This window comes from Micromonospora sp. NPDC005174 (assembly GCF_040608495.1).
Classification (GTDB): domain Bacteria; phylum Actinomycetota; class Actinomycetes; order Mycobacteriales; family Micromonosporaceae; genus Micromonospora.
Window position 1 is genome coordinate 30,017 of the sequence record NZ_JBEXIJ010000001.1, and the last position, 20,087, is coordinate 50,103.

The 20,087-nt window shown below is 72.0% G+C and carries 17 protein-coding genes; 12 read left to right on the forward strand and 5 right to left on the reverse strand.

Annotated features, from left to right (window positions below; translation table 11 throughout):
* Positions 1 to 34: 34 nt before the first annotated feature.
* From ABZU91_RS00150 to ABZU91_RS00165, 4 genes are all read left to right on the forward strand, one after another.
* On the forward strand, positions 35 to 1,111 hold the full coding sequence (locus ABZU91_RS00150) for a hypothetical protein (protein ID WP_355232741.1): 1,077 nt from the start codon (positions 35 to 37) through the stop codon (positions 1,109 to 1,111).
* Positions 1,112 to 1,177: 66 nt separating this feature from the next.
* Entirely contained in the window at positions 1,178 to 2,629 is a 1,452-nt protein-coding gene (locus ABZU91_RS00155) for a sigma 54-interacting transcriptional regulator (RefSeq protein ID WP_355232742.1), read from the forward strand.
* A gap of 2 nt (positions 2,630 to 2,631) precedes the next feature.
* On the forward strand, positions 2,632 to 4,584 hold the full coding sequence (locus ABZU91_RS00160) for a VWA domain-containing protein (protein ID WP_355232743.1): 1,953 nt from the start codon (positions 2,632 to 2,634) through the stop codon (positions 4,582 to 4,584).
* 113 nt (positions 4,585 to 4,697) lie between these two features.
* Positions 4,698 to 5,162: a hypothetical protein gene (locus ABZU91_RS00165; RefSeq protein ID WP_355233073.1), complete on the forward strand. Its 465-nt coding sequence runs from the start codon at positions 4,698 to 4,700 to the stop codon at positions 5,160 to 5,162.
* A 130-nt stretch (positions 5,163 to 5,292) separates the two neighbouring features.
* Here the strand turns inward: ABZU91_RS00165 and ABZU91_RS00170 are convergent, their stop codons facing one another.
* Positions 5,293 to 6,282, reverse strand: coding sequence for a DJ-1/PfpI family protein (locus ABZU91_RS00170; protein WP_355232744.1), 990 nt, complete (start codon positions 6,280 to 6,282; stop codon positions 5,293 to 5,295).
* Between the two features lie 70 nt (positions 6,283 to 6,352).
* Here ABZU91_RS00170 and ABZU91_RS00175 point away from each other — a divergent pair, with 70 nt between their 5' ends.
* Positions 6,353 to 7,657 carry an MFS transporter gene (locus ABZU91_RS00175; RefSeq protein WP_355232745.1) on the forward strand — a complete coding sequence of 435 codons (1,305 nt, stop codon included), beginning with the start codon at positions 6,353 to 6,355 and terminating at the stop codon, positions 7,655 to 7,657.
* On the opposite strand, the gene ABZU91_RS00180 is transcribed toward ABZU91_RS00175, so the two are convergent.
* Together ABZU91_RS00180 and ABZU91_RS00185 are read right to left on the reverse strand one after the other, a co-directional pair.
* Positions 7,654 to 8,364 carry an RICIN domain-containing protein gene (locus tag ABZU91_RS00180; RefSeq protein ID WP_355232746.1) on the reverse strand — a complete coding sequence of 237 codons (711 nt, stop codon included), beginning with the start codon at positions 8,362 to 8,364 and terminating at the stop codon, positions 7,654 to 7,656. The two genes, ABZU91_RS00175 and ABZU91_RS00180, sit on opposite strands and share 4 nt — an antisense overlap.
* A gap of 58 nt (positions 8,365 to 8,422) precedes the next feature.
* The gene (locus tag ABZU91_RS00185) at positions 8,423 to 8,893 is read right to left on the reverse strand and encodes a YbaK/EbsC family protein (RefSeq protein WP_355232747.1); all 471 of its coding nucleotides are present in this window, start codon (positions 8,891 to 8,893) and stop codon (positions 8,423 to 8,425) included.
* A gap of 93 nt (positions 8,894 to 8,986) precedes the next feature.
* Between ABZU91_RS00185 and ABZU91_RS00190 the strand changes: the two genes are divergently transcribed.
* From ABZU91_RS00190 to ABZU91_RS00220, 7 genes are all read left to right on the forward strand, one after another.
* On the forward strand, positions 8,987 to 10,384 hold the full coding sequence (locus ABZU91_RS00190; protein ID WP_355232748.1) for an FAD-binding oxidoreductase: 1,398 nt from the start codon (positions 8,987 to 8,989) through the stop codon (positions 10,382 to 10,384).
* A complete protein-coding gene (locus ABZU91_RS00195) occupies positions 10,381 to 11,724 on the forward strand; it encodes a class I SAM-dependent methyltransferase (RefSeq protein WP_355232749.1) in 1,344 nt (447 codons plus the stop codon). Before ABZU91_RS00190 ends, ABZU91_RS00195 begins: the two co-directional genes overlap by 4 nt.
* Before the next feature lie 100 nt (positions 11,725 to 11,824).
* Positions 11,825 to 12,382 (forward strand): helix-turn-helix domain-containing protein, encoded by a 558-nt coding sequence (locus tag ABZU91_RS00200; RefSeq protein ID WP_355232750.1) that lies wholly within the window; start codon positions 11,825 to 11,827, stop codon positions 12,380 to 12,382.
* A complete protein-coding gene (locus tag ABZU91_RS00205; RefSeq protein WP_355232751.1) occupies positions 12,375 to 13,244 on the forward strand; it encodes an SRPBCC family protein in 870 nt (289 codons plus the stop codon). Before ABZU91_RS00200 ends, ABZU91_RS00205 begins: the two co-directional genes overlap by 8 nt.
* 174 nt (positions 13,245 to 13,418) lie before the next feature.
* Positions 13,419 to 13,652 carry a zinc-ribbon domain-containing protein gene (locus ABZU91_RS00210; RefSeq protein ID WP_355232752.1) on the forward strand — a complete coding sequence of 78 codons (234 nt, stop codon included), beginning with the start codon at positions 13,419 to 13,421 and terminating at the stop codon, positions 13,650 to 13,652.
* 365 nt (positions 13,653 to 14,017) lie between these two features.
* Positions 14,018 to 16,258, forward strand: coding sequence for an EAL domain-containing protein (locus tag ABZU91_RS00215; RefSeq protein ID WP_355232753.1), 2,241 nt, complete (start codon positions 14,018 to 14,020; stop codon positions 16,256 to 16,258).
* A 50-nt stretch (positions 16,259 to 16,308) separates the two neighbouring features.
* Positions 16,309 to 17,067, forward strand: a complete 759-nt coding sequence (locus tag ABZU91_RS00220) for a MerR family transcriptional regulator (RefSeq protein ID WP_355232754.1) — start codon at positions 16,309 to 16,311, stop codon at positions 17,065 to 17,067.
* A 7-nt stretch (positions 17,068 to 17,074) separates the two neighbouring features.
* On the opposite strand, the gene ABZU91_RS00225 is transcribed toward ABZU91_RS00220, so the two are convergent.
* Both ABZU91_RS00225 and ABZU91_RS00230 read right to left on the reverse strand, forming a co-directional pair.
* Positions 17,075 to 18,370, reverse strand: coding sequence for a serine hydrolase (locus ABZU91_RS00225; RefSeq protein WP_355232755.1), 1,296 nt, complete (start codon positions 18,368 to 18,370; stop codon positions 17,075 to 17,077).
* A gap of 152 nt (positions 18,371 to 18,522) precedes the next feature.
* The gene (locus ABZU91_RS00230; RefSeq protein WP_355233074.1) at positions 18,523 to 20,037 is read right to left on the reverse strand and encodes an SLC13 family permease; all 1,515 of its coding nucleotides are present in this window, start codon (positions 20,035 to 20,037) and stop codon (positions 18,523 to 18,525) included.
* Positions 20,038 to 20,087 lie beyond the last annotated feature (50 nt).

Here is a 20,087-nt window from a genome sequence, read left to right on the forward strand (position 1 = left end):
GGAAACCGGTCGCCGATCGGTCGAGGCTGAGAGCATGACGACGATCGACGACGTTCGAACCCGTACCGACTCCCGCTGGCCCGACCGGCTCGCCCCGCTCGCCGCCGCCTGGCTCGGCCTGTGGGGTGTACTCGCCCTGGTCGGCACGCTCACCGGCGCCGGCTACCCGTTCGGCCCGAACGACCCGCACGGCGGTGACGTCAGCCTGCTGCGCCTGGTGCCGGTGGAGGTGGCCACCCCGATCTTCGCCGGTGTCCTGCTGACCGCCGCCGTGGCCGCCCTGGCCATGAGCCGCCCGGCGGTACGCCCACCCGGCCCCCTGCGGGCGCTGCTCGCCGGCTACGGCTGGGCGGTCGCGTTCGTCCTCGCCGTGGTCGTGCCGGACGTCCGCGTGCTGGTCATCCTCGGCTACCTGCCGATCCTGATCGTCGGCGCGCCGTTCGGCTGGCCGCCGGTCGACTACTCCGACATCTTCAACTGGGCCCTGTTCGGCCGGTTCGCCGCGCTGCTCGGCGGGCTGCTGCTGGCCGGGGCGATGCTCGCCTGGCAGCGCCGCACCGCCCGGGCCTGCGTCTCCTGTGGGCGGGACGACACCGACCGTGGCTGGACCACCCCGACCGCCGCCGCTCGCTGGGGTCGGTGGGCCGCCGGCATCGCGGCGGTCATCCCGGTGACGTACGCGGCGATCCGGTTCGCCTGGGCGGCCGGCATCCCGCTGGGCATCTCCCGGGAGTTCCTGACCGAGATGCAGGACAGCGGGCTGGTCTGGGCCGGGTTCGGGCTGGCCGCCTTCGCCACCGCCGGCGCGATCCTCACCCTTGGACTGGTGCAGCGCTGGGGTGAGCGGTTCCCCCGCTGGATGGTCGGGCTCGCCGGTCGGCGGGTGCCGGTGAAGCTGGCCGTGGTGCCGGCGGGCCTGGTCGCCATCTCCGTCACCGCGGCGAGCTTCGGCCTGCTCAGCAACCCCCAGTTCTGGGAGCTCACCGGCGGGACCAGCCTGACCGCGGCGCCGATGCTGCTCTGGCCGGTGTGGGGCGTTGCGCTCGGCGCGGCGACGTACGCGTACCACCTGCGCCGTCGGGGCACCTGCCGGCGCTGCGGCCGGGGCTGAGGGTGGCAGTGGGGGTGCCACCCGAAGCCGGAGGTGCCCCCGCGAATGTGAGCTAGCGTTACTCGGGTGACTGCGCCTACCCCGGTAATCCCGGTTCCACCGGCCGACCTGCCCGGCACGCTCGGCGCGCTACGGGCGGCCGGTCACCAGTACCGCACCGTCAAGCAGGAACTCCGCGACAACCTCCTCGCCCGGATGCGTTCGGGCGAGACCCGTTTCCCCGGCATCGTCGGCTACGACGACACCGTCCTGCCCGAGGTCGAGCGTGCTCTGCTCGCCGGGCACGACATGGTGCTGCTCGGCGAGCGCGGCCAGGGCAAGACCCGGCTGATCCGCGCCCTGGGCGCGCTGCTCGACGAGTGGACGCCGGTCATCCCCGGCTCGGTGCTCAACGAGCACCCCATGCACCCGCTGACCCCGGCGTCCCGTGCCCAGGTCGCCGAGGCCGGCGACGAGTTGCCGATCGGCTGGCTGCACCGCTCGATGCGCTACGGCGAGAAGTTGGCGACCCCGGACACCAGCGTCGGTGACCTGATCGGTGACGTCGACCCGATCCGGATCGCCCAGGGCCGCACCCTCGGTGACCCGGAGACCATCCACTTCGGGCTGGTGCCGCGGACCAACCGGGGCATCTTCGCCGTCAACGAGCTGCCCGACCTGGCCGAACGCATCCAGGTGGCGCTGCTCAACGTGCTCGAGGAGCGAGACATCCAGGTCCGGGGCTACCAGCTCCGGCTGCCACTGGACCTGCTCCTGGTGGCCAGCGCCAACCCGGAGGACTACACCAACCGAGGCCGGATCATCACTCCGCTCAAGGACCGGTTCGGCGCGGAGATCCGTACCCACTATCCGGTCGACCTGGAGTTGGAGCTGGCGTTGATCCGCCAGGAGGCGGATCTGGTCGCGGCCGTCCCCGAGCATGTGCTGGAGGTGCTGGCCCGTTTCGCCCGCGCGGTGCGGGAATCCCCGTCGGTGGACCCGCGCTCCGGAGTTTCCGCTCGATTCGCGATCGCCGCCGCTGAGACGGTTGCCGGTGCCGCGCTGCGTCGTGCCGGCCTGCTCGCCGCCTCCGACGACGCGGACGGTCGGCCGGAGGCCGCGGTGGCCCGGGTCGGTGACGCGGTGTCGGTGACCAGCACGCTGCGGGGCAAGGTGGAGTTCGAGAGCGGCGAGGAGGGGCGGGAGATCGAGGTCCTGGCTCACCTGCTGCGGACCGCGACCGCCGAGACGTTCCGCGCCCACCTGGCCGGGCTCGACCTGTCCGGGTTCACCGCCCTCGTCGAGGACGGGGCGGCGATCGAGACCGGGGAGCTGGTCGGTTCCGCCGAGCTGCTGCGCCAGGTGGGCACCGTGCCCGGCCTGGCAAAGGTTCTCGACCGGCTCGGCCTGGGCGACGCGCCCACCCCGGAGGAGGCCGCCGCGGCCGTCGAGTTCGTGCTGGAGGGGTTGCACCTGACCCGCCGGCTCGGCAAGGACGTCACCGAGTCGGGGCGCACCGTCTACGGCGGCCGGGGCTGACCATGGCCGGCAACCGGTTCCGGTACGGGCAGTGGAACGGCGGCCCCGATCCGCTGGCACCCCCGTACGACGTGCGTGAGGCGGTGGACGCGGTCGGCGCCGAGGTGCTGGCCGGCGGCAGCCTGCGGCAGGCGCTGCGCGATCTGCTACGCCGTGGTCCGCAGGGGCGTGGCGGGTTGGACGACCTGGCCGCCCGGGCGCGACGGCTGCGCCGCGAGGCGCTTCGTCGCGGCGACCTCGACGGCGCGGTGACCCGGGCACAGGCCCTGCTCGACCAGGCCCTCGCCGCCGAACGTGACGAACTGCGGGGGCGCGACGACGACGGCGCGCGGTTCGCCGAGTCGGTGCTGGACAACCTGCCCCGCTCCACGGCCCGTGCGGTCGAGGAGCTGTCCGGCTACCAGTGGGCCAGCGAGGACGCCCGTCGTTCGTACCAGCAGATCCTCGACCAGCTCCGGGACGACGTCCTCGGTCAGCGCTTCGCCGGGCTGCGCGACGCGGTGCGCGCGTCCGCCGACCCGGCCGCGCAGCAGCGGCTCGCCGAGATGATGCGGGACCTGAACGACCTGCTGGCCCGGCACGGCCGCGCGGAGGACACCACCGACGCGTTCGCCGAGTTCATGCGGCGGCACGGCGACTTCTTCCCCGAGAAGCCCGAGACGGTCGACGAGTTGATCGACGTGCTGGCTCGCCGTTCGGCGGCGGGTGAGCGCCTGATGAACTCGCTGTCCGACCGGCAGCGCGCCGAACTGGCCGGTCTGATGCAGCAGTCGCTCGGCGACCGCCTCGCCGGTGAGCTGTCGGCGCTCGACGCGAACCTGCGGGCGCTGCGGCCGGACCTGCGCTGGGGGCGCGGCGAGCGGGTCCGGGGCGACCAGCCCCTGGACTACGCGGACGCGGCCGGGGCGCTCGGTGAGATCGGTGAGCTGGACGACCTGCTGGACCAACTCGACCAGGAGCACCCCGGGGCCACGCTGGACGACGTGGACGTCGACGCGGTCGCCCGGACGCTGGGCCGGGACGCGGCTGACGACGTCCGCCGGTTGCGTGAGCTGGAACGGGAGTTGCGCCGGCAGGGCTGGGTGGGCCGGGACGCGGACGGGCTGACGCTGAGTCCGAAGGCGTTGCGCCGGCTCGGTGGCACCGCGCTGCGGCGGGTCTTCGCCGACCTGACGGCCGGGCCACGGGGCCAGCACGACCTGCGGTCGGCGGGTGCGGCCGGCGAGGTCAGCGGTGCGTCCCGCCCCTGGGAGTACGGCGACGAGCAGCCGTTGGACGTGGTCCGCACGCTCACCCGGGCGGTGCGCCGGGCCGGGCCGACGGTTCCGCTGCACCTCGAAGCGGACGACTTCGAGGTGGTGGAGACCGAGAAGCGTGCCTCGGCGGCGGTGGTGCTCTGCGTCGACCTGTCGTACTCGATGATCTCTCAGGGTCGTTGGGGGCCGATGAAGCAGACGGCCCTGGCGTTGGCGCACCTGATGGAGACGCGTTTTCCGCAGGACGCCCTGCAGATCGTCGGCTTCGGCCGGGAGGCGACGACGCTCACCCAGCAGGAGCTGGCCGCCGTGGAGCCGGATCTGGAACAGGGCACCAACCTCCAGCACGCGCTGCGGTTGGCCGCCCGGCACCTGCGCCGCCATCCGGACGCCGAGCCGATCGTCCTGGTGGTCACCGACGGGGAGCCGACCGCACACCTGGACCCGGACGACGGGGAGGCGCTGTTCCACTGGCCGCCCCTGCCGGAGACGATCGAGGCGACGGTCCGCGAGGTGGACCGGCTCAGCCGCTACGGCGCCACGCTCAACCTGTTCATGCTCGGCGACGATGACGGCCTGCGGCGTTTCATCGACGCGGTGGCCCGACGCAGCCGTGGCCGCATGTTCACCCCCGACACGGACGACCTGGGCGAGTACGTCGTGTCCGACTACCTCCGGTCCCGCCAGTCCCGCCGCTGAACGTCCACCGTGTCGATCGAGGGGTTGTGGTGGGTGGCGAATGCCGCTCGTCCGGGTGAACCGGGCACCACAAGGCCATGATCGACACGGTGGGCGGGTGGGGTGGGGGTGTGGTGGACAGTGGCGGGTTGCGGCGGGCCTATGACGGGGTGTTCGCCGAGATCGACGGGGCGACGTTCGGGCCTGCGCCGCAGGGGCAGCTCAGCGCCGAGCAGATCGTCGCGCACCTCGTCGCCAACGACGAACTGATGATCCAGGCGAGCGAGGCGTTGCTCGCGGGGTCGCCGTTCGCCTACTACGAGCTGGAGGAGGACATCCACCGTCCGCAGCTCGACGCGTTGGCCGCCGAGCAGGGTGGACTGCGTGGTCTGGCGGCCCTGCTGCACGACACCAGTGACCGGCTCTGCGGACTGGTCACCGAACTCGGCCTGGCATCGGAGGCGCCGGTGGAGACCCACCTGCGCGAGGGCTTCGACCTGATCGTCGACGAGCCGTTGCCCTGGTCCCGCACGCTCGACCTGCACGCCCGGGTTCACCTCCCCAAACACCAGGCCCAGCTCCACATGCTCCGCCGCTGACCCACCCCGGGACCTCGCCGATCTTGCACTTTCTGCGCCGACAAAAGCGATTATAAGGGGCGTTTCAACAACAGAAAGTGCAAGATCGCGGAGCCGGGGCCGAGGCCGGGGCCGGGGCCGGGGGCTGGGGTCAGGGTGTTGCCAGCTCTGGGCGGGGGTGGAAGGTGCGGCGGTACGTCGACGGGGCCACGCCGACGCGCTGGTGGAGTTGTTGACGGAGGGCGGCAGTCGTGCCGAAACCGCAGCGGCGGGCGATCTGGTCGACGGTGAGGTCGGTCGTCTCCAGCAGCAGTCGGGCGTGGTCGGCACGTTGACGCAGCAGCCACTGGGCGGGGCTCAGCCCCGTCTCCGAGCGGAAGCGTCGGGTGAAGGTGCGGACGCTCATCCGGGCCTGCTCGGCGAGGTCGCGCAGGGCAATCGGCTCGTGCAGCCGCTGCCGGGCCCACTCCCGGGCGGCAGCGGTGCTCGCATCGGTGGCCTTCGGCACCGGCTGTTCGATGTACTGCGCCTGCCCGCCGTCGCGCCACGGCGGCATCACGCAGCGGCGGGCGGCCCGGTTGGCGATCTCGCTGCCGTGGTCGAGGCGGATGACGTGCAGGCAGAGGTCGATGCCGGCGGCCACTCCGGCCGAGGTGAGCACCCGGTCGTCGGCGATGAAGAGCACGTCCGGGTCGAGGTCCACGCGGCCGTGCAGGCGGCGGAACTGATCGGCGTACGCCCAGTGGGTCGTCGCCCGGCGGCCGTCGAGCAGGCCGGCCGCGGCCAGCACGAACGCTCCGGTGCAGATCGACATGATCCGGGCACCCCGCTCGTACGCCGACCGTAGTGCCTCGGCCACCTCGTCGTCGATGCTGCCCGACGTCAGCGCATCGCCGTCGTGGATGCCCGGGACGATCACCGTGTCGGCGGTGTCGAGGAGTTCCAACCCGTGGTCCGGGAGCACCTGGAAGCCGGCGGTGCTGCGGACCGGCCTCCCGCCCGGGGTGCACACCCGCACGTCGTAGCGGTACGCGTCGTCGGCGCCCCGGGCGGTGCTGAAGACCTGGGACGGAGTGCCCAGGTCGAGGCCGACGACCTGGTCGAGGGCGAGGACGGCGATCCGGTGCGGGCCAGTGCTCATGGCCTGATTATTGCGTATGATGGCTTTCCGGCCACTCGCCGAGCAGGCCGGCCCAGCTCAGACTTGTCCCGTGACCAAGAACCGTCGCCTGCATCCCGCCTGGCTGGTCGCCGCCGTCGCCTTCGTGGCGCTCGTCGGCGCGGCCGGGTTCCGCGCCACCCCGTCGGTGCTGCTGCACCCGCTGCACGCGGAGTTCGGCTGGCCGCTCGCCACCATCTCCGCGGCCGTCTCGGTCAACCTGCTCCTCTACGGGCTCACCGCGCCGTTCGCCGCCGCGCTGATGGACCGGTTCGGCATCCGCCGGGTCGTCTCGGTGGCGCTGCTGCTGGTCGCCGCCGGTAGCGGTCTGACGGTGTTCATGACCGCGAGCTGGCAGCTGCTGCTGTGCTGGGGTGTCCTCGTCGGTCTGGGCACCGGCTCGATGGCGCTGGCCTTCGTGGCGACCGTCACGGGGCGCTGGTTCGTCCGTCGGCGGGGCCTCGTCACCGGGGTGCTGACCGCGGGCGGGGCCGCCGGGCAACTGATCTTCCTGCCGCTGATCGCCGTGCTGGTGCGCGACCACGGTTGGCGCACGGCGGCCCTCGTCGTGGCCGGAGCCGCCCTGGCGGTCGTACCCCTGGTGGTGTGGCTGCTGCGCGAACACCCGGCGGATCTCGACCTGCCCGCCTACGGCGCGACCGAGGTCGTCGCGGCACCGCCGCCGACCGGAGGCGCGGCGACGCGGGCGCTGGGCGCGCTGGCCGCCGCAGCCCGGACGCGGCCCTTCTGGCTGCTGGCCGGCGGGTTCGCGATCTGCGGCGCGACAACGAACGGCCTCGTCGGCACCCACTTCGTGCCGGCCGCGCACGACCACGGCATGGCCGAGACCACGGCAGCGGGACTGCTCGCGCTGGTGGGGCTCTTCGACATCGTCGGCACGATCGCCTCGGGCTGGCTCACCGACCGGGTGGACAGCCGGCTGCTGCTCGGCGCGTACTACGCGCTGCGCGGGCTGTCGCTGCTGGTGCTGCCCAGCCTGTTCGCGGGCAGGGCCGAACCGAGCATGCTGGTGTTCATCGTCTTCTACGGCCTGGACTGGGTGGCGACGGTGCCGCCGACCGTGGCGCTGTGCCGCGAGTACTTCGGGGGTGCCGGGGCGGTCGTGTTCGGCTGGGTGTTCGCCGCCCACCAGTTCGGGGCGGCCCTCGCCGCGACCGGCGCGGGGCTGGTGCGCGACCGGCTCGGCGATTACGCGCTGGCCTGGTACGTGGCTGGCGCGTTGTCGATCGGCGCGGCCGGGTTGTCGTTGCTGCTACGCCGACGGCCGGGCCGGCCGGTGCCGGAAGCGGTCCTCGTCGCCGCGACCGCGCCGCGCGCGTGGAGCTTCCGGGGCTAGCCGACCGTCCACTGCTGGGCGGGGCGGCCGTCGCAGGGTCGCTGCCGGATCTCGTCCCCGGCCTCGGCGCCGTCGTCCTCGGCCTGCGCGCACTTGCCGCTGTGCACCGCCACCAGCAGCACGGGGCCGGCGCCGGTGGCGGTGAGTCGCCACTGCTGGTTGGCCTGACCGTGGCAGGGGAACTGCATCATCCGCGCGCCGTCGTCACCGCTGCCGCCCTCGACGTCGAGGCACTGCCCGTGGGCGGCGTTGGTGAGCGTCGCCGCGTCCGGTCCGACCGGGTTGACCACCCACTGCTGCTCCGGGCCTCCGGTGCAGGGGGCCAGCTCGGCCCCGGCCTTCTCACCGTCACCGTCGAGCCCGAGGCAGAGGCCCGAGGGCGACCGCAGCACGTGGGGCCCGGTGCTGGGGACGGCCGGCGTGGGCGACGGTGTCGGCGACGGCTCGGCCGACGGCGTCGGGCTCGGCTCGGCTTCCGGGGCGGTCGGCTCGGCCGCGCTGGACGGTGCGCCGACGGTCGCCGGTACCACCGGCTCGTCGTCGCCGTCGAGCAGACCGGTGGCGAAGACCACACCAAGGAGTACGCCCACCAGCCCGACCGCCAACGCCACCCGCAGCAGCGGGTCGGCCAGCGGCCCCGAGCTGGCTCGGCGCGGGCCGCCGTAGACGGTGCCGGCGGGGTCGGGGCGTTCCTCGGGGGCGGGCATAAGCGCCATCCTCACCCACGGCGGCGCGCCGGAGCCAGTCCGGCGACCGCGGCGGCGCTCAACGGGTGGGCTGCGGATCGGTGACGTCGGCCACAGTGGCGTCGAGGGCGGCGATGGCGGCGTCGGCGTTCACCGCGACGGCGAGACCCCGCTCGCCCGCACCCAGAGTGATCTCCCGGCCCCGCAGTCGCTCGTCGGCGATCACCGGCCACGCCGTGCTCGCGCCGAACGGGGTGATGGTGCCGCGCTCGTACCCGGTGGCGGCCAGCGCACCCGCCGCGTCCGGCATGGAGATGCGGTGCACACCGAGCAGGGCGCGCAGCTTGGGCCAGGAGACGACCCGGTCACCGGGGGTGAGCACGAACAGGTGGTCGTCCTCGCCACGGCGCACGACGATCGTCTTGACCACGTCCGGGATCGCCACACCGCGGACGGCGGCGGCCTCCGTGAGACTGCCGACCGCGCCGTGACTGACCAACCGGTACGGCAGTCCGGCGGAGTCGAGTGCGACGATCGCGGGCGACGGCATGACCGCCACGCTAGCCGGCGGACCTGCTGTGGGGCGGGAAACAGCAGGCGAGGACATCCCACGATTTTCCGGGTCCAGGCGTAAGGTGATCACATGCGCGCTGAGCGTGTGGATCACCCCATTGACCATGATCAAGCGGTGGACACGTTGCGGCGGTCGTACGCCGCGGTGCCCACGGGCGAGCCTGTCCGGCTGGCCAAACGCACCTCCAACCTGTTCCGTCCCCGATCCGCTCCCCGCACTCCGGGCCTCGACGTGAGTGGCCTGAACGGAGTGCTCTCGGTCGACGAGACCGGGCGTACCGCCGACGTGCAGGGCATGTGCACGTACGAGGACCTGGTCGACGCCACGCTGCCGCACGGGCTGATGCCGTTGGTGGTGCCGCAACTGCGCACGATCACCCTGGGCGGCGCGGTGACCGGCCTCGGGATCGAGTCGACGTCCTTCCGCAACGGCCTGCCCCACGAGTCCGTACGCGAGATGGACATCCTGACCGGCTCCGGCGCGATCGTCAGCGCCCGACCGGACGGGGAGCACGCCGATCTGTTCCGCGCGTTCCCCAACTCGCTGGGCAGCCTCGGCTACGCCACCCGGCTGCGCATCGAGCTGCAACCGGTCGGGCGGTACGTGGCGTTGCGCAACATCCGGTTCACCCAGCTGGAGGCGCTCACCGACGCGATCGCCGAGGTGACCGCCACCCGATCCTGGGCCGGCGAGCCGGTCGACGCGCTGGACGGCGTGATGTTCAGCCCCGATGAGGCGTACCTGGTGCTGGGTACCTTCACCGACACGGCCGACCCGCCCAGCGACTACACCGGCCAGGAGATCTACTACCGGTCGCTGCGTCAGCGCACCCGCGACGTGCTGACCGCGTACGACTATCTGTGGCGCTGGGACACCGACTGGTTCTGGTGCTCCGCGGCGTTCGGGGCGCAGCATCCGGTCGTGCGCAGGCTCTGGCCGGCGCGTTACCGGCGCAGCGACGTCTACCACCGACTGGTCCGCCTCGAACACCGGCACCAGGTGGCGGCCCGGATCGACCGGCTGCGCGGCCAGCCGGCCCGGGAACGGGTCGTGCAGGACGTGGAGATCCCGCTGGACCGGATGGCCGACTTCCTGCGTTGGTTCTCGGCCAGCGTGGGGATGACCCCGGTGTGGCTCTGCCCGTTGCGGTTGCGCGAGCCGGAGGGTCCCGGTTCCGCGCGGTCGTGGCCGCTGTATCCGCTCCACGCGGGGCAGGACTACGTCAACATCGGGTTCTGGGGGAGTGTGCCGATCGCGCCCGGCGCCGCCGACGGCGACGTCAACCGCACGATCGAGCGCAGGGTGTCGGAGTTGGGCGGGCACAAGTCGCTCTACTCCGACGCGTACTACGACCGGGACGCCTTCGATCGCCTCTACGGCGGCGAGACCTGGCGCGCGGTGAAGGACCGCTACGACCCGGACCACCGGCTGACGGGACTGTACGAGAAGGCGGTAGCACGAGCATGAGCCTGACCGACCGAGATCAGGGGGCGGCGAGCGTCCCCGCCACCCCGCCGGCGGGGGGCCGGCGCACCGGTCCGACCGTCGCGGATGTCGTCCGCGCGGTCACCGGCGGGCCGTTGCCGATCCGCATCGTCGGGTACGACGGCAGCGCCGTCGGGCCGACCGATGCCGGCATCACCCTGTCGATCCGTTCCGAGCGGGGACTGTCGTACCTGCTCACGGCCCCCGGCGACCTGGGCATGGCCCGGGCGTACGTCAGCGGCGACCTGGCGTTGCAGGGGGTGCACCCGGGTGACCCGTACGAGGCGCTGCGGGTGCTCAAGGACGAGCTGCGGCTGCGCCCACCGTCGGTGGCCGACGGCGTGGCGCTGGTGCGGGGGCTGGGCTGGGAGCGACTGCTGCCGCCGCCGGCCCCGCCGCAGGAGGCCCAGCCGCGCTGGAAGCGGGTGGTGAACGGGCTGCGGCACTCCCGGGTCCGCGACAGTACGGCGATCTCGCACCACTACGACGTCTCGAACGCCTTCTACGAGAAGGTGCTCGGCCCGTCGATGACGTACACCTGCGCGGTGTACCGCTCCCCGGACGACACCCTGGAGCAGGCCCAGTCGGCGAAGTACGACCTGGTCGCCGGCAAGCTCGCGCTGAAGAAGGGCATGCGGCTGCTGGACGTGGGCTGCGGCTGGGGCGGCATGGTCCGGCACGCCGCGCGCGAGTACGGCGTCAAGGCGCTCGGGGTGACCCTGTCGAAGGCGCAGGCGCAGTGGGCGCAGGCCGCGATCGAGCGGGAGGGTCTGACCGAGCTGGCCGAGGTGCGGTACCTGGACTACCGGGACGCGCCGGCGGAGCAGTTCGACGCCATCTCCTCGATCGGGCTGACCGAGCACATCGGGGTGCGCAACTACCCGTCCTACTTCGGCGCGCTGCGGTCGCGGCTGCGCACGGGCGGGCGGTTGCTGAACCACACCATCACGCGGGCCGACAACCGGGCGCCGCACCGCTCGGGCGCGTTCATCGACAGGTACGTGTTCCCGGACGGCGAGCTGGCCGGCCCGGGTCGGCTGATCAGCGAGGTGCACGACGCCGGGTTGGAGGTGCACCACGAGGAGAACCTGCGCCAGCACTACGCGCTGACGCTCGCGGCCTGGTGTCGCAACCTGGTGGAGCACTGGGACTTCTGCGTCTCCGAGGTGGGCGCGGGGACCGCCCGGGTGTGGGGTCTCTACATGGCCGGCTCGCGGATGGCGTTCGAGCGCAACGGCATCCAGCTGCACCAGGTGCTGGCCACCCACAACGGCCCGGACGGTGTGAACGGCTACCCGCTGCGACCCGACTGGTTGCCCTGATCATCTGCTGAACGTCGCCTGAAGCCGCGTCGAGAAAGTCGGCGCGGCTTCTCGCGAAGCGATTGACAAACAAGTTTTGTACGTACAAACTGATTTTGCCATGAGAGACGTCCTGTACCTGGAGCAGATCGAGCAGGCCGAGGTCCTGCTCAAGCCGCAGCGCGTGGAAGTGCTGCGGCAGCTGGCCGAACCCCGCACCTGCACCGAGGTCGCGGCCCGACTCGACCAGACGCCACAGCGCGTCTACTACCACGTCAAGCAGCTCGTCGCGGCCGGCCTGGTCGAGCTGGTCAACGAGCGCAAGGTCCGGGGCATCACCGAGGGCATCTACCAGGCCGCCGCCCGGTCCTACTGGCTCTCACCACGGCTGGTCGGGCGCATCGGGCTGCGCCGCGCCCGTGACGAGCTGAGCCTGGGCTACCTGCTCGACCTGATGGAGGAGGTCCAGGCCGACGTCGCCGCCCTGGACCGGACGGTGCCCGAGCTGCCCTCGATCGGCGTGTCCGGCGAGATCCGGGTGCCCGCCGAGCGGCGACAGGAATTCCTGCACGACCTGCAAACCGCACTTCAGGACCTGTTCACCCGCTACGGCGGCAGCGAAGGAGATGCCTTCAAGCTGGCCGTCGCCTGCTATCCGAAAGGGAACGACAATGAGTGAGCCGTTGAAGGTGCAAGCCCGTCTCTCCGCGCCCGTGGAGCGCGTCCGCCAGGCCCTGACCGACCCGGCCGAGCTGCGCCTCTGGCTGGCCGAGCACGCCGAGGTCGAGCTGCCCGAGCGGTACGAGTTCTGGGGTCGCTACACGCCCGAGGGCGACGCCCCGCATCAGCGTCTGCTGCACGCCGACGACGACACGCTGCGCTTCGCCTGGCTGCTCGACGGGGTCGAGACCACCACCGGGTTCCAGCTCGCCGAGGACGGCCCGGACGCCACGGTGCTCACGCTGACGCAGAGCCACTTCGACTTCGCCGAGGCGATGAGCGGTTCCAGCATCCGGGGCGTGCTCCAGACGTACTGGGCGCTGTCCATCGCCAACCTGGCCGCGCACCTGGAAGGCAGGCCGCTGCTGCCGCGCACCGACTTCACCTCCGCCGACCTGCGCGGTGAGCTGGTCATCGCCGCACCCGCCGACAAGGTGTGGGAGTCCCTGACCGACTCCGAGCAGGCCAGCGCCTGGTTCGGCTATCCGATCGGGATCGAGCCGTGGGTCGGCGGCCGGTACGCCATGGGCGGCTTCGAGCATGGATACGCCGCCAAGATCGTCGACCTGGAGCCCGGCCGGAGGATGTCCGTCGACTGGGGACCGACCGGCGTCACGAGCTGGGAGCTCGCCGAATCCGGCGGTCGCACCACGCTCACCTTCGTGCAGAGCGGCTTCGACGAGACCAACCCGCCGTACGCCGCCTGGTCCGGCTCGGTGGCCGGGCTGTTCGAGCTGCGCCGATTCCACGAGATGACGGCCTGGCAGCCGATCTGGCTCGCCGAGGAGGTCCCCGGACTGGAGCCCCAGCCCACCCTCTGACCGCCCCGCCGTGATCGTGCTCGATCATCGGGCAGGGTCCAAGATCCGGACAACATCAGGGAAACTGCTGCCTCAGGCTGTCTGGAGGCAGCAGTTTCCCTGTACTTGTGCGGATCTTGCAGCCCGTGGGGCGGGTTCGGTGACTTTTCGGGGTGGAGTGGGTACTGCCGGGCGATGTTCCTCATCTTTGGTCTGCGTACCAAGGTCGACCGGTCCGGTGTCGTGCAGGAGGTCTGCCGCCACTGCGGTAACCACGCCGCGCAGGTGATCACCCGCCGGTCGACCAAGTTCACCCTCTTCTTCATTCCGCTCATCCCGATCCGTACCCGGTACGCGCAGCAGTGCACGTTCTGCGGAGCCGAGTACGAGATCGCCAAGTCCGACGCCCAGCGTCTCCCGGTCGGCTGAGTCGCAGATGGCCCGCTTCCTGTGCTGGCTGATCGGCCGACCGTCGTCGGACGAGGCCGTGGTGCACACCGCCGCCCGCCCGCCGTGCACTCCGGGCCGGCGACGACGCCGACCCGTGCGTCGACCCCTGGCCGGGACCGCGTTGCCCCGCTCACCCTGGAACCGCTCCGCCGGCCGCTGACCTGATCCCTCGCTCCGCCAACGACTCACGCCGCGATGATCGCCCGGGGAGGCCGCACCGACCTGGATGTTCGGCCCTGGCGGCGTATCCGTGCGGTGGCTAGGCTTTCGGGGTTTGCCGTGGACCGGTCCGACCGATTGTGCACACACGACCAGGAGCCGGAGCGACCGTGTCGCGACAGGACGTGAAGCAGGCTGTGGGGCAGCTCAAGCCCGCCGGCCCGATCGTCGCGGTTGCGGCCCTGGCCGTCGAGGCGGGCTGGCTGGCCGCCGCGCTCCCCGGCGCCGCGTTGGTCAGCGACGTGGGCGCGCTGCTGGTGGCCGGCTGGGCGACAGTCGCCTGCGTGACCGTCGCCCGTCGACATCCGGCCCCACTGCGTAGGTTCTGGACCCTGCTCGCCGTCACCATGGCGCTCGCCGCGTCGGGTCGGGCGATCTGGACGGTGCAGCGGCTCGCCGGTGGCGACCTGCCGCACAACGCGCTGGTCGGGGTGGTCTTCACCGCCGGCATCCTCACCGGCACCGCCGCGCTGCTCAGCTCACCCTCCGGGCCGCGGACAGCGGTCGGGCGTGCGCGGACGCTGCTGGACGGCGTGATCGTCGCGCTGGCCCTGGTGCCGGTCGCGTGGGTGCTGGTGTTCCGCGGGGTCGCGTCCGCCGAGCTGGCCGACCCGGCGCGCACGCTGGGGCTCCTCTTTCCGATGTTCGAACTGATGCAGCTCACCATCCTGGTGGCGGTGGCCGGCCCGGCACGACCGCTGTGGCGGCCGATGCGCCTGCTCGCGGCGAGCCTCACCCTCCGGGTGGTCGCCGACGTCGTGTACGTCTCGCTGGTCGCCCGGGGTGACTACGTCGCCGGCCACCCCATCGACCTGTGCTGGCCGCTGAGCTATCTCCTGATCGGCCTGGCCACCGGAAGCCCTCCACCGCCGGACTGCGACGGCATCGACGAGGCCGCCGAGTCTCCGCTGCCGCCGTGGTGGCGCGTGGCGCTGCCGTACCTGCCGGTCGGTGGGGCGATCATCGCGGTGCTGCTGGCCCGCCGGCCCACCGGGCAGACCCCGCCGCTGGTCTTCGTGACCATGATGGTGCTGCTCGCTGCCCTCGCGGTGCGTCAGGGGTTGGCCGCCAACGAGAATCTGCGCCTGGTGGCGCGACTGCGCCGGCTCGCGTACGGCGACCAGCTCACCGGCCTGCCGAACCGGCTGCTGTTCAACCGACTGCTGCGTCTGGCTCTGCGCGACGGCCGGCCGGTGGCCGTCCTGCTGCTCGACCTCGACGGGTTCAAGCAGGTCAACGACCGGTTCGGGCATGCCACCGGTGACACCCTGCTGACCGGGCTGGCGGCTCGGATGCGGGCTGCCGTGGACGGTGACGGCACGATCGCCCGGCTCGGCGGCGACGAGTTCGCGGTGCTTGTCGAGGGGGACCGTCCGGTGTCCCCGGAGCGCCTCGCCGAACGGTTGCTGGACGCTCTGCGCCCCTCCGAGGGAGAGGAGGGCGTGGGCGTGCACCCGTCGGCGAGCATCGGCATCGCCGAGTACGGGCCGCAGCACGCCACCCACAGCGACCTCCTGCGCGACGCCGACATCGCCATGTACGCGGCGAAGGCCGCCGGTAAGTCCGCGTACCGCACGTGCACCCCGGCGTTGCGCGAGTCGGCCGTGTCCCGGGCCGAGCTGATCGCCGACCTGCGCCGGGCCGTCGACGAGGAGCAACTGCGCCTGGAGTTCCAGCCGATCGTCGACCTGGCCACCGGCGCGGTGCGCAGCGCCGAGGCACTGGTGCGCTGGCGGCACCCCCGCCTGGGGATGTTGCCGCCGGCGAGGTTCCTGCCGCTGGCCGAGGAGACCGGCTTGATCCTCCCGATCGACCGCTGGGTGATCCACGAGGCGTGCCGGGCGGCGGCGACGTGGCGGGAACGCGCGCCGGAGGCGACTGTCGCGGTGAACATCGCGGCGGCGCACCTGCGCCGACCGGACCTGATCGCCACTGTCACGGCGGCGACCGCCAGCGCCGGATTGGCGCCACGGGCGTTGACGCTGGAGCTGACCGAGTCGGCGTTGATCGAGGGGACCGACTCGGTGTTGGAACGGCTGCACCAGCTGCGGGAGCTGGGCATCCAGATCGCCATCGACGACTTCGGCACCGGCTACTCGTCGCTGAGCTACCTGCACCGCATCCCGGCCACCGAGCTGAAGATCGACCGTTCGTTCGTGGCGCGGCTGGGGTCGGACGATCGGGCGTACGCCACGGTGGAGATGGTCACCCGGCTCGCCGGCGCGTTCGACCTGGCGGTGATCGCCGAGGGGGTGGAGACCGAGCGCCAGCACGACGCGGTCACCGCCATCGGCTGTCCGCGCGGCCAGGGCTATCTGTACGGGCGACCGGACAGCCCCGCCACGGTGGGCCAGAATTGGGCTTGACCCTGACGTAACGGCAGGCGGGAGCCTGGTTCCCGGAAGGGAGGGGAACCATGGCGTACACGGTGGGTCAGGTGGCGAGGATCGCCGGCGTGACGGTACGGACGCTGCACCACTACGACGAGATCGGTCTGCTCTCGCCGAGCGGCCGGACCTCGACGGGTTACCGCCGTTACGACGACGCGGACCTGCAACGGTTGCAACTCGTCCTGTACTACCGCGAGCTGGGTTTCCCGCTTGAGGAGATCACCGCGATCATCGACGACCCGGCGGCCGACCCGGCCGCCCACCTGCGCCGCCAGCACGAGCTGCTGACGGTACGGATCAAGCGGTTGCAGGAGATGGTCACGGCGGTCGAGTTCGCGATGGAGGCGAGCAAGTTGAACATCCAACTGACACCCGAGGAGCGGTTCGAGGTCTTCGGTGACTTCCGGCCGGAGGAGTACGAGGCCGAGGCGGAGCAGCGTTGGGGCGACACCGACGCGTACCGGGAGTCGAACCGGCGGGTGGCGCGGTACAGCAAGGACGACTGGCTGCGGAACAAGGCGGAGAACGAGGACTGGGGTCGGCGGATCGTGGCGCTGCTGACCTCGGGTGTGCCGGCGGACAGCCCGGAGGCGATGGACCTGGCCGAGGAGCACCGGCAGCTCATCAGCCGCTGGTTCTACGAGTGCTCGTACGAGATGCACATCGGGCTGGCCGACATGTACCTGGCCGACGAGCGGTTCACCGCGTACTTCGAGAACATCGCCCCCGGGCTGGCCGCGTACGTGAGCGAGGCGATCCACGCCAACGCGATCAGCCGGGCCTGACGGCGGTTCACTCCTCGACCGCTCCGCCGGATGGGGTGACCAGGAAGTCGTAGACGGTCCTGGCCATCCGGCGGACGGTCTCGTCCCCGGTCTCCATCGGCCCGGCGGTGAGGAACGCGACGGCGGTCTCCGTGCCCGGGATCAGGTAGTAGCCGACGTCGTGGGAGGCGTCCGGCAGGTCACCGGTCTTGTGGGCCACCGGTACGCCGGGTGGCAGCGCCGCCGGGATCTTGGTGTTGAGGGTCTGTTCGCGCATGAAGCCGATCATCAGGTCGCGGGAGGCCGGGGTGAGGATCTCGCCGTCCCAGACCGCGCCGAGCAGTGACACCACGTCGTCCGGGCTGGTGTAGTTCTCCTCGCCGCGTTGCGCCGCCGCGCTGTCGAGCATCCGCCGGGCCAGGATCGTCGAGCGCTGGTTCATCGAGTCGATCAGCGCGTTGACCGGCGCGAACCCACCCAGGTAGGTGATCAGTACGTTGGCGGCGACGTTGTCGCTGTACTTGATCAGGTACTGGGCGAGTCGGTGCAGCGTGACAACCTGCGGAAACGTCTCGAACTGGAGCTGGCCGGTGCCACCCACCACGTCGGCCGGGGTGACCAGCACGCCGTCGTCGAGGGCTACCTGTCCACAGTCGACGCGGCGCAGGAGTTCGACCAGGATCCACAGTTTGATGACGCTCGCGGCCTTGGGGCGCAACGCGCCGTTGACCGAGACCTGCTGGTCGCCGTACCGGCCGGACAGGTCCCGGACGGTGGCTCCGGCCGGGTTGAGGCTGGCGTCGGCGACGACCCTGGCGAGCTGCCCGCTGAGCGGGAACAGTCGGGCACCCTCGGCCGGGTCGGTGGGCGGCTGCGGGCTGGTGACGACGACGCCGGGCAGCTCCACCGGCTGGGCCTGCGGCCCGGACACCACGAGCGTGCCCGTGCTGCGCCCGACCAGCGGCACCCGGTAGCGGAAGCTCCGGCCGTCGACGGTGACCTCGCCGCTGGCCACCCCGGCGGCGACCCGCATGCCCGGGTCGGCGACCCGGCCGGTGTCGCCGTCGCAGGCCCGGTAGCGCACGGTGTGCCCGAGCGAGTCCACCGCGAACGCGCCGCCGGGGAACGACAGCCAGGACACCTCGCTGGTCGGCGCCCGCTCCGGCGCGGGCTCCACGCCCGGCTCGTCGCTGCGCCCGCCCCCGTCGCTCGGTCCGTCGTCGCCCGGCCCGTCGGCGGTGGCCGGGCCGGTCGTCATGGCGACGACCAGCGCGACCGCCGCCGCGAGCAGGGAAGATGAGCGCTTCTTGTCGCTTTTCCTCACGTTTGCACGATAAGAAGCGGGGGAGGCGGATGGGGTTGCCGGGACGTCAGTCACCCGTCCGGGAGGGCTCGTCCCCGAAAGGGTGATGCCTCAGCGGCATCAAGATGACGCAGAGGCATCATGCTCAACACCGAACAGCCGGGTCCGCGCCGTCACACCACCAGGTCGAGCAGGAGTACGCCGGCGAAGCCGATCACCGAGATGAGCGTCTCCATAACCGACCAGCTCTTGATGGTCTGCCCGACGGTCAGGCCGAAGTACTCCTTGACCAGCCAGAAACCGGCGTCGTTGACGTGTGAGAAGAACAGCGACCCACAGCCGATGGCGAGCGCCAGCAGGGCCACCCCGGGCCGGTCCAGGGTCGCCGCGAGCGGTGCCACGATGCCCGCCGCCGTGATGGTGGCGACCGTCGCCGAGCCGGTGGCCACCCGGATGCCGACCGCTACCAGCCAGCCCAGCAGCAGCGGGGAGAGGTTGGCGTCCTTGGCGGCGTCGGCGACCAGGTTGCCCACACCGGCGTCCACCAGCACCTGCTTGAATCCACCGCCGGCCGCCACGATCAGCAGGATGCCGGCGATTGGAGGCAGCGAACCTCCGAGCACCGACGAGACCTGGGACCTGCTGAAACCGGCCTGGTAGCCGAGGGTGAACATCGCCAGGATCACCCCGGCGAGCAGCGCCACGATCGGCGTACCGGTGATGTCGAGCGTCTTTCGGCCCGCCGTGCCCTCGTCCAGCGTCAGCTCACCGATCGCGCGGAGCAGCATCAGCACCACCGGCAGCAGCACGGTGATCACCGCTGGCCAGAACGCCGGGGTACGACGGGCGGTCTCCGTGCCGCTGTCGTCCACCGGCTCGCCCGGTCGACCGCCGCCCGGATTGACGAGATCGTCGTCGGTGAGCAGGTCACCGTCCACATCGGGGCGGGCGGCCTGGCCGCCGTCGGCGTCGCGGCGAGTGGGCAGCAGCGCGGCGGGTGCGGTCGCCGGCACGTACCGGGCGATGAGGTTGCCGAAGACCGGCCCCGAGATGATGACCGTGGGGATCGCGACGAGCAGGCCCAGCCCGAGCGTCAGGCCCAGGTCGGCGTCGAGCGACGAGATCGCCACCAGTGGGCCGGGGTGCGGTGGCACGAGGCCGTGCAGCACCGACAGGCCGGCCAGCGCCGGGATGCCGAGTTTCATCAGCGGTACGTCGGTCCGCATCGAGACGAGCAGCACGATCGGCACCAGCAGCACCACGCCGACCTCGAAGAAGAGCGGCAACCCGATGAGTGCCGCCACCCCGGCCATCGCCCAGGGCAGCGCGCGACCGGACACCCGGCCGACGACCCGGTTGACGATGCCGTCCGCGCCGCCGGACTCGGCGAGCAGCCCTCCGATCATGGCCCCCAGCGCGATCAGCAGCCCGACACCGCCGACAGTGGTGCCGACGCCACCGGTGAACGAGGCGATCATCTTGTCGGGCGCGACGCTGGCGACCACGCCGAGCACCGCCGCGCCGAGGATCAGCGACAGGAACGGGTGGACCTTTGCCCAGGCGATCAGCAGCACCACGGCGACGATGCCGAGCAACGCGGCGAGGACGAGTTGGCCGTCGCCAGCCGTGGTGACCGGCTCGGCCGGCGCGGCAAGGACGGTCAGCGGTTCGACGAGGGGTGGGTGCACGGCGATCACGACCTTCTCCGGTGGGGGTCGGCCCGGGGGTGGGCCGGCCG

Coding starts and splice junctions, on each gene's coding strand:
- ABZU91_RS00180 (WP_355232746.1), bottom strand. CDS start 8,364: ATGCCCGCCCCCGAGGAACGCCCCGACCCCGCCGGCACCGTCTACGGC.
- ABZU91_RS00195 (WP_355232749.1), top strand. CDS start 10,381: ATGAGCCTGACCGACCGAGATCAGGGGGCGGCGAGCGTCCCCGCCACC.
- ABZU91_RS00160 (WP_355232743.1), top strand. CDS start 2,632: ATGGCCGGCAACCGGTTCCGGTACGGGCAGTGGAACGGCGGCCCCGAT.
- ABZU91_RS00185 (WP_355232747.1), bottom strand. CDS start 8,893: ATGCCGTCGCCCGCGATCGTCGCACTCGACTCCGCCGGACTGCCGTAC.
- ABZU91_RS00170 (WP_355232744.1), bottom strand. CDS start 6,282: ATGAGCACTGGCCCGCACCGGATCGCCGTCCTCGCCCTCGACCAGGTC.
- ABZU91_RS00205 (WP_355232751.1), top strand. CDS start 12,375: ATGAGTGAGCCGTTGAAGGTGCAAGCCCGTCTCTCCGCGCCCGTGGAG.
- ABZU91_RS00150 (WP_355232741.1), top strand. CDS start 35: ATGACGACGATCGACGACGTTCGAACCCGTACCGACTCCCGCTGGCCC.
- ABZU91_RS00210 (WP_355232752.1), top strand. CDS start 13,419: ATGTTCCTCATCTTTGGTCTGCGTACCAAGGTCGACCGGTCCGGTGTC.
- ABZU91_RS00190 (WP_355232748.1), top strand. CDS start 8,987: ATGCGCGCTGAGCGTGTGGATCACCCCATTGACCATGATCAAGCGGTG.
- ABZU91_RS00220 (WP_355232754.1), top strand. CDS start 16,309: ATGGCGTACACGGTGGGTCAGGTGGCGAGGATCGCCGGCGTGACGGTA.
- ABZU91_RS00200 (WP_355232750.1), top strand. CDS start 11,825: ATGAGAGACGTCCTGTACCTGGAGCAGATCGAGCAGGCCGAGGTCCTG.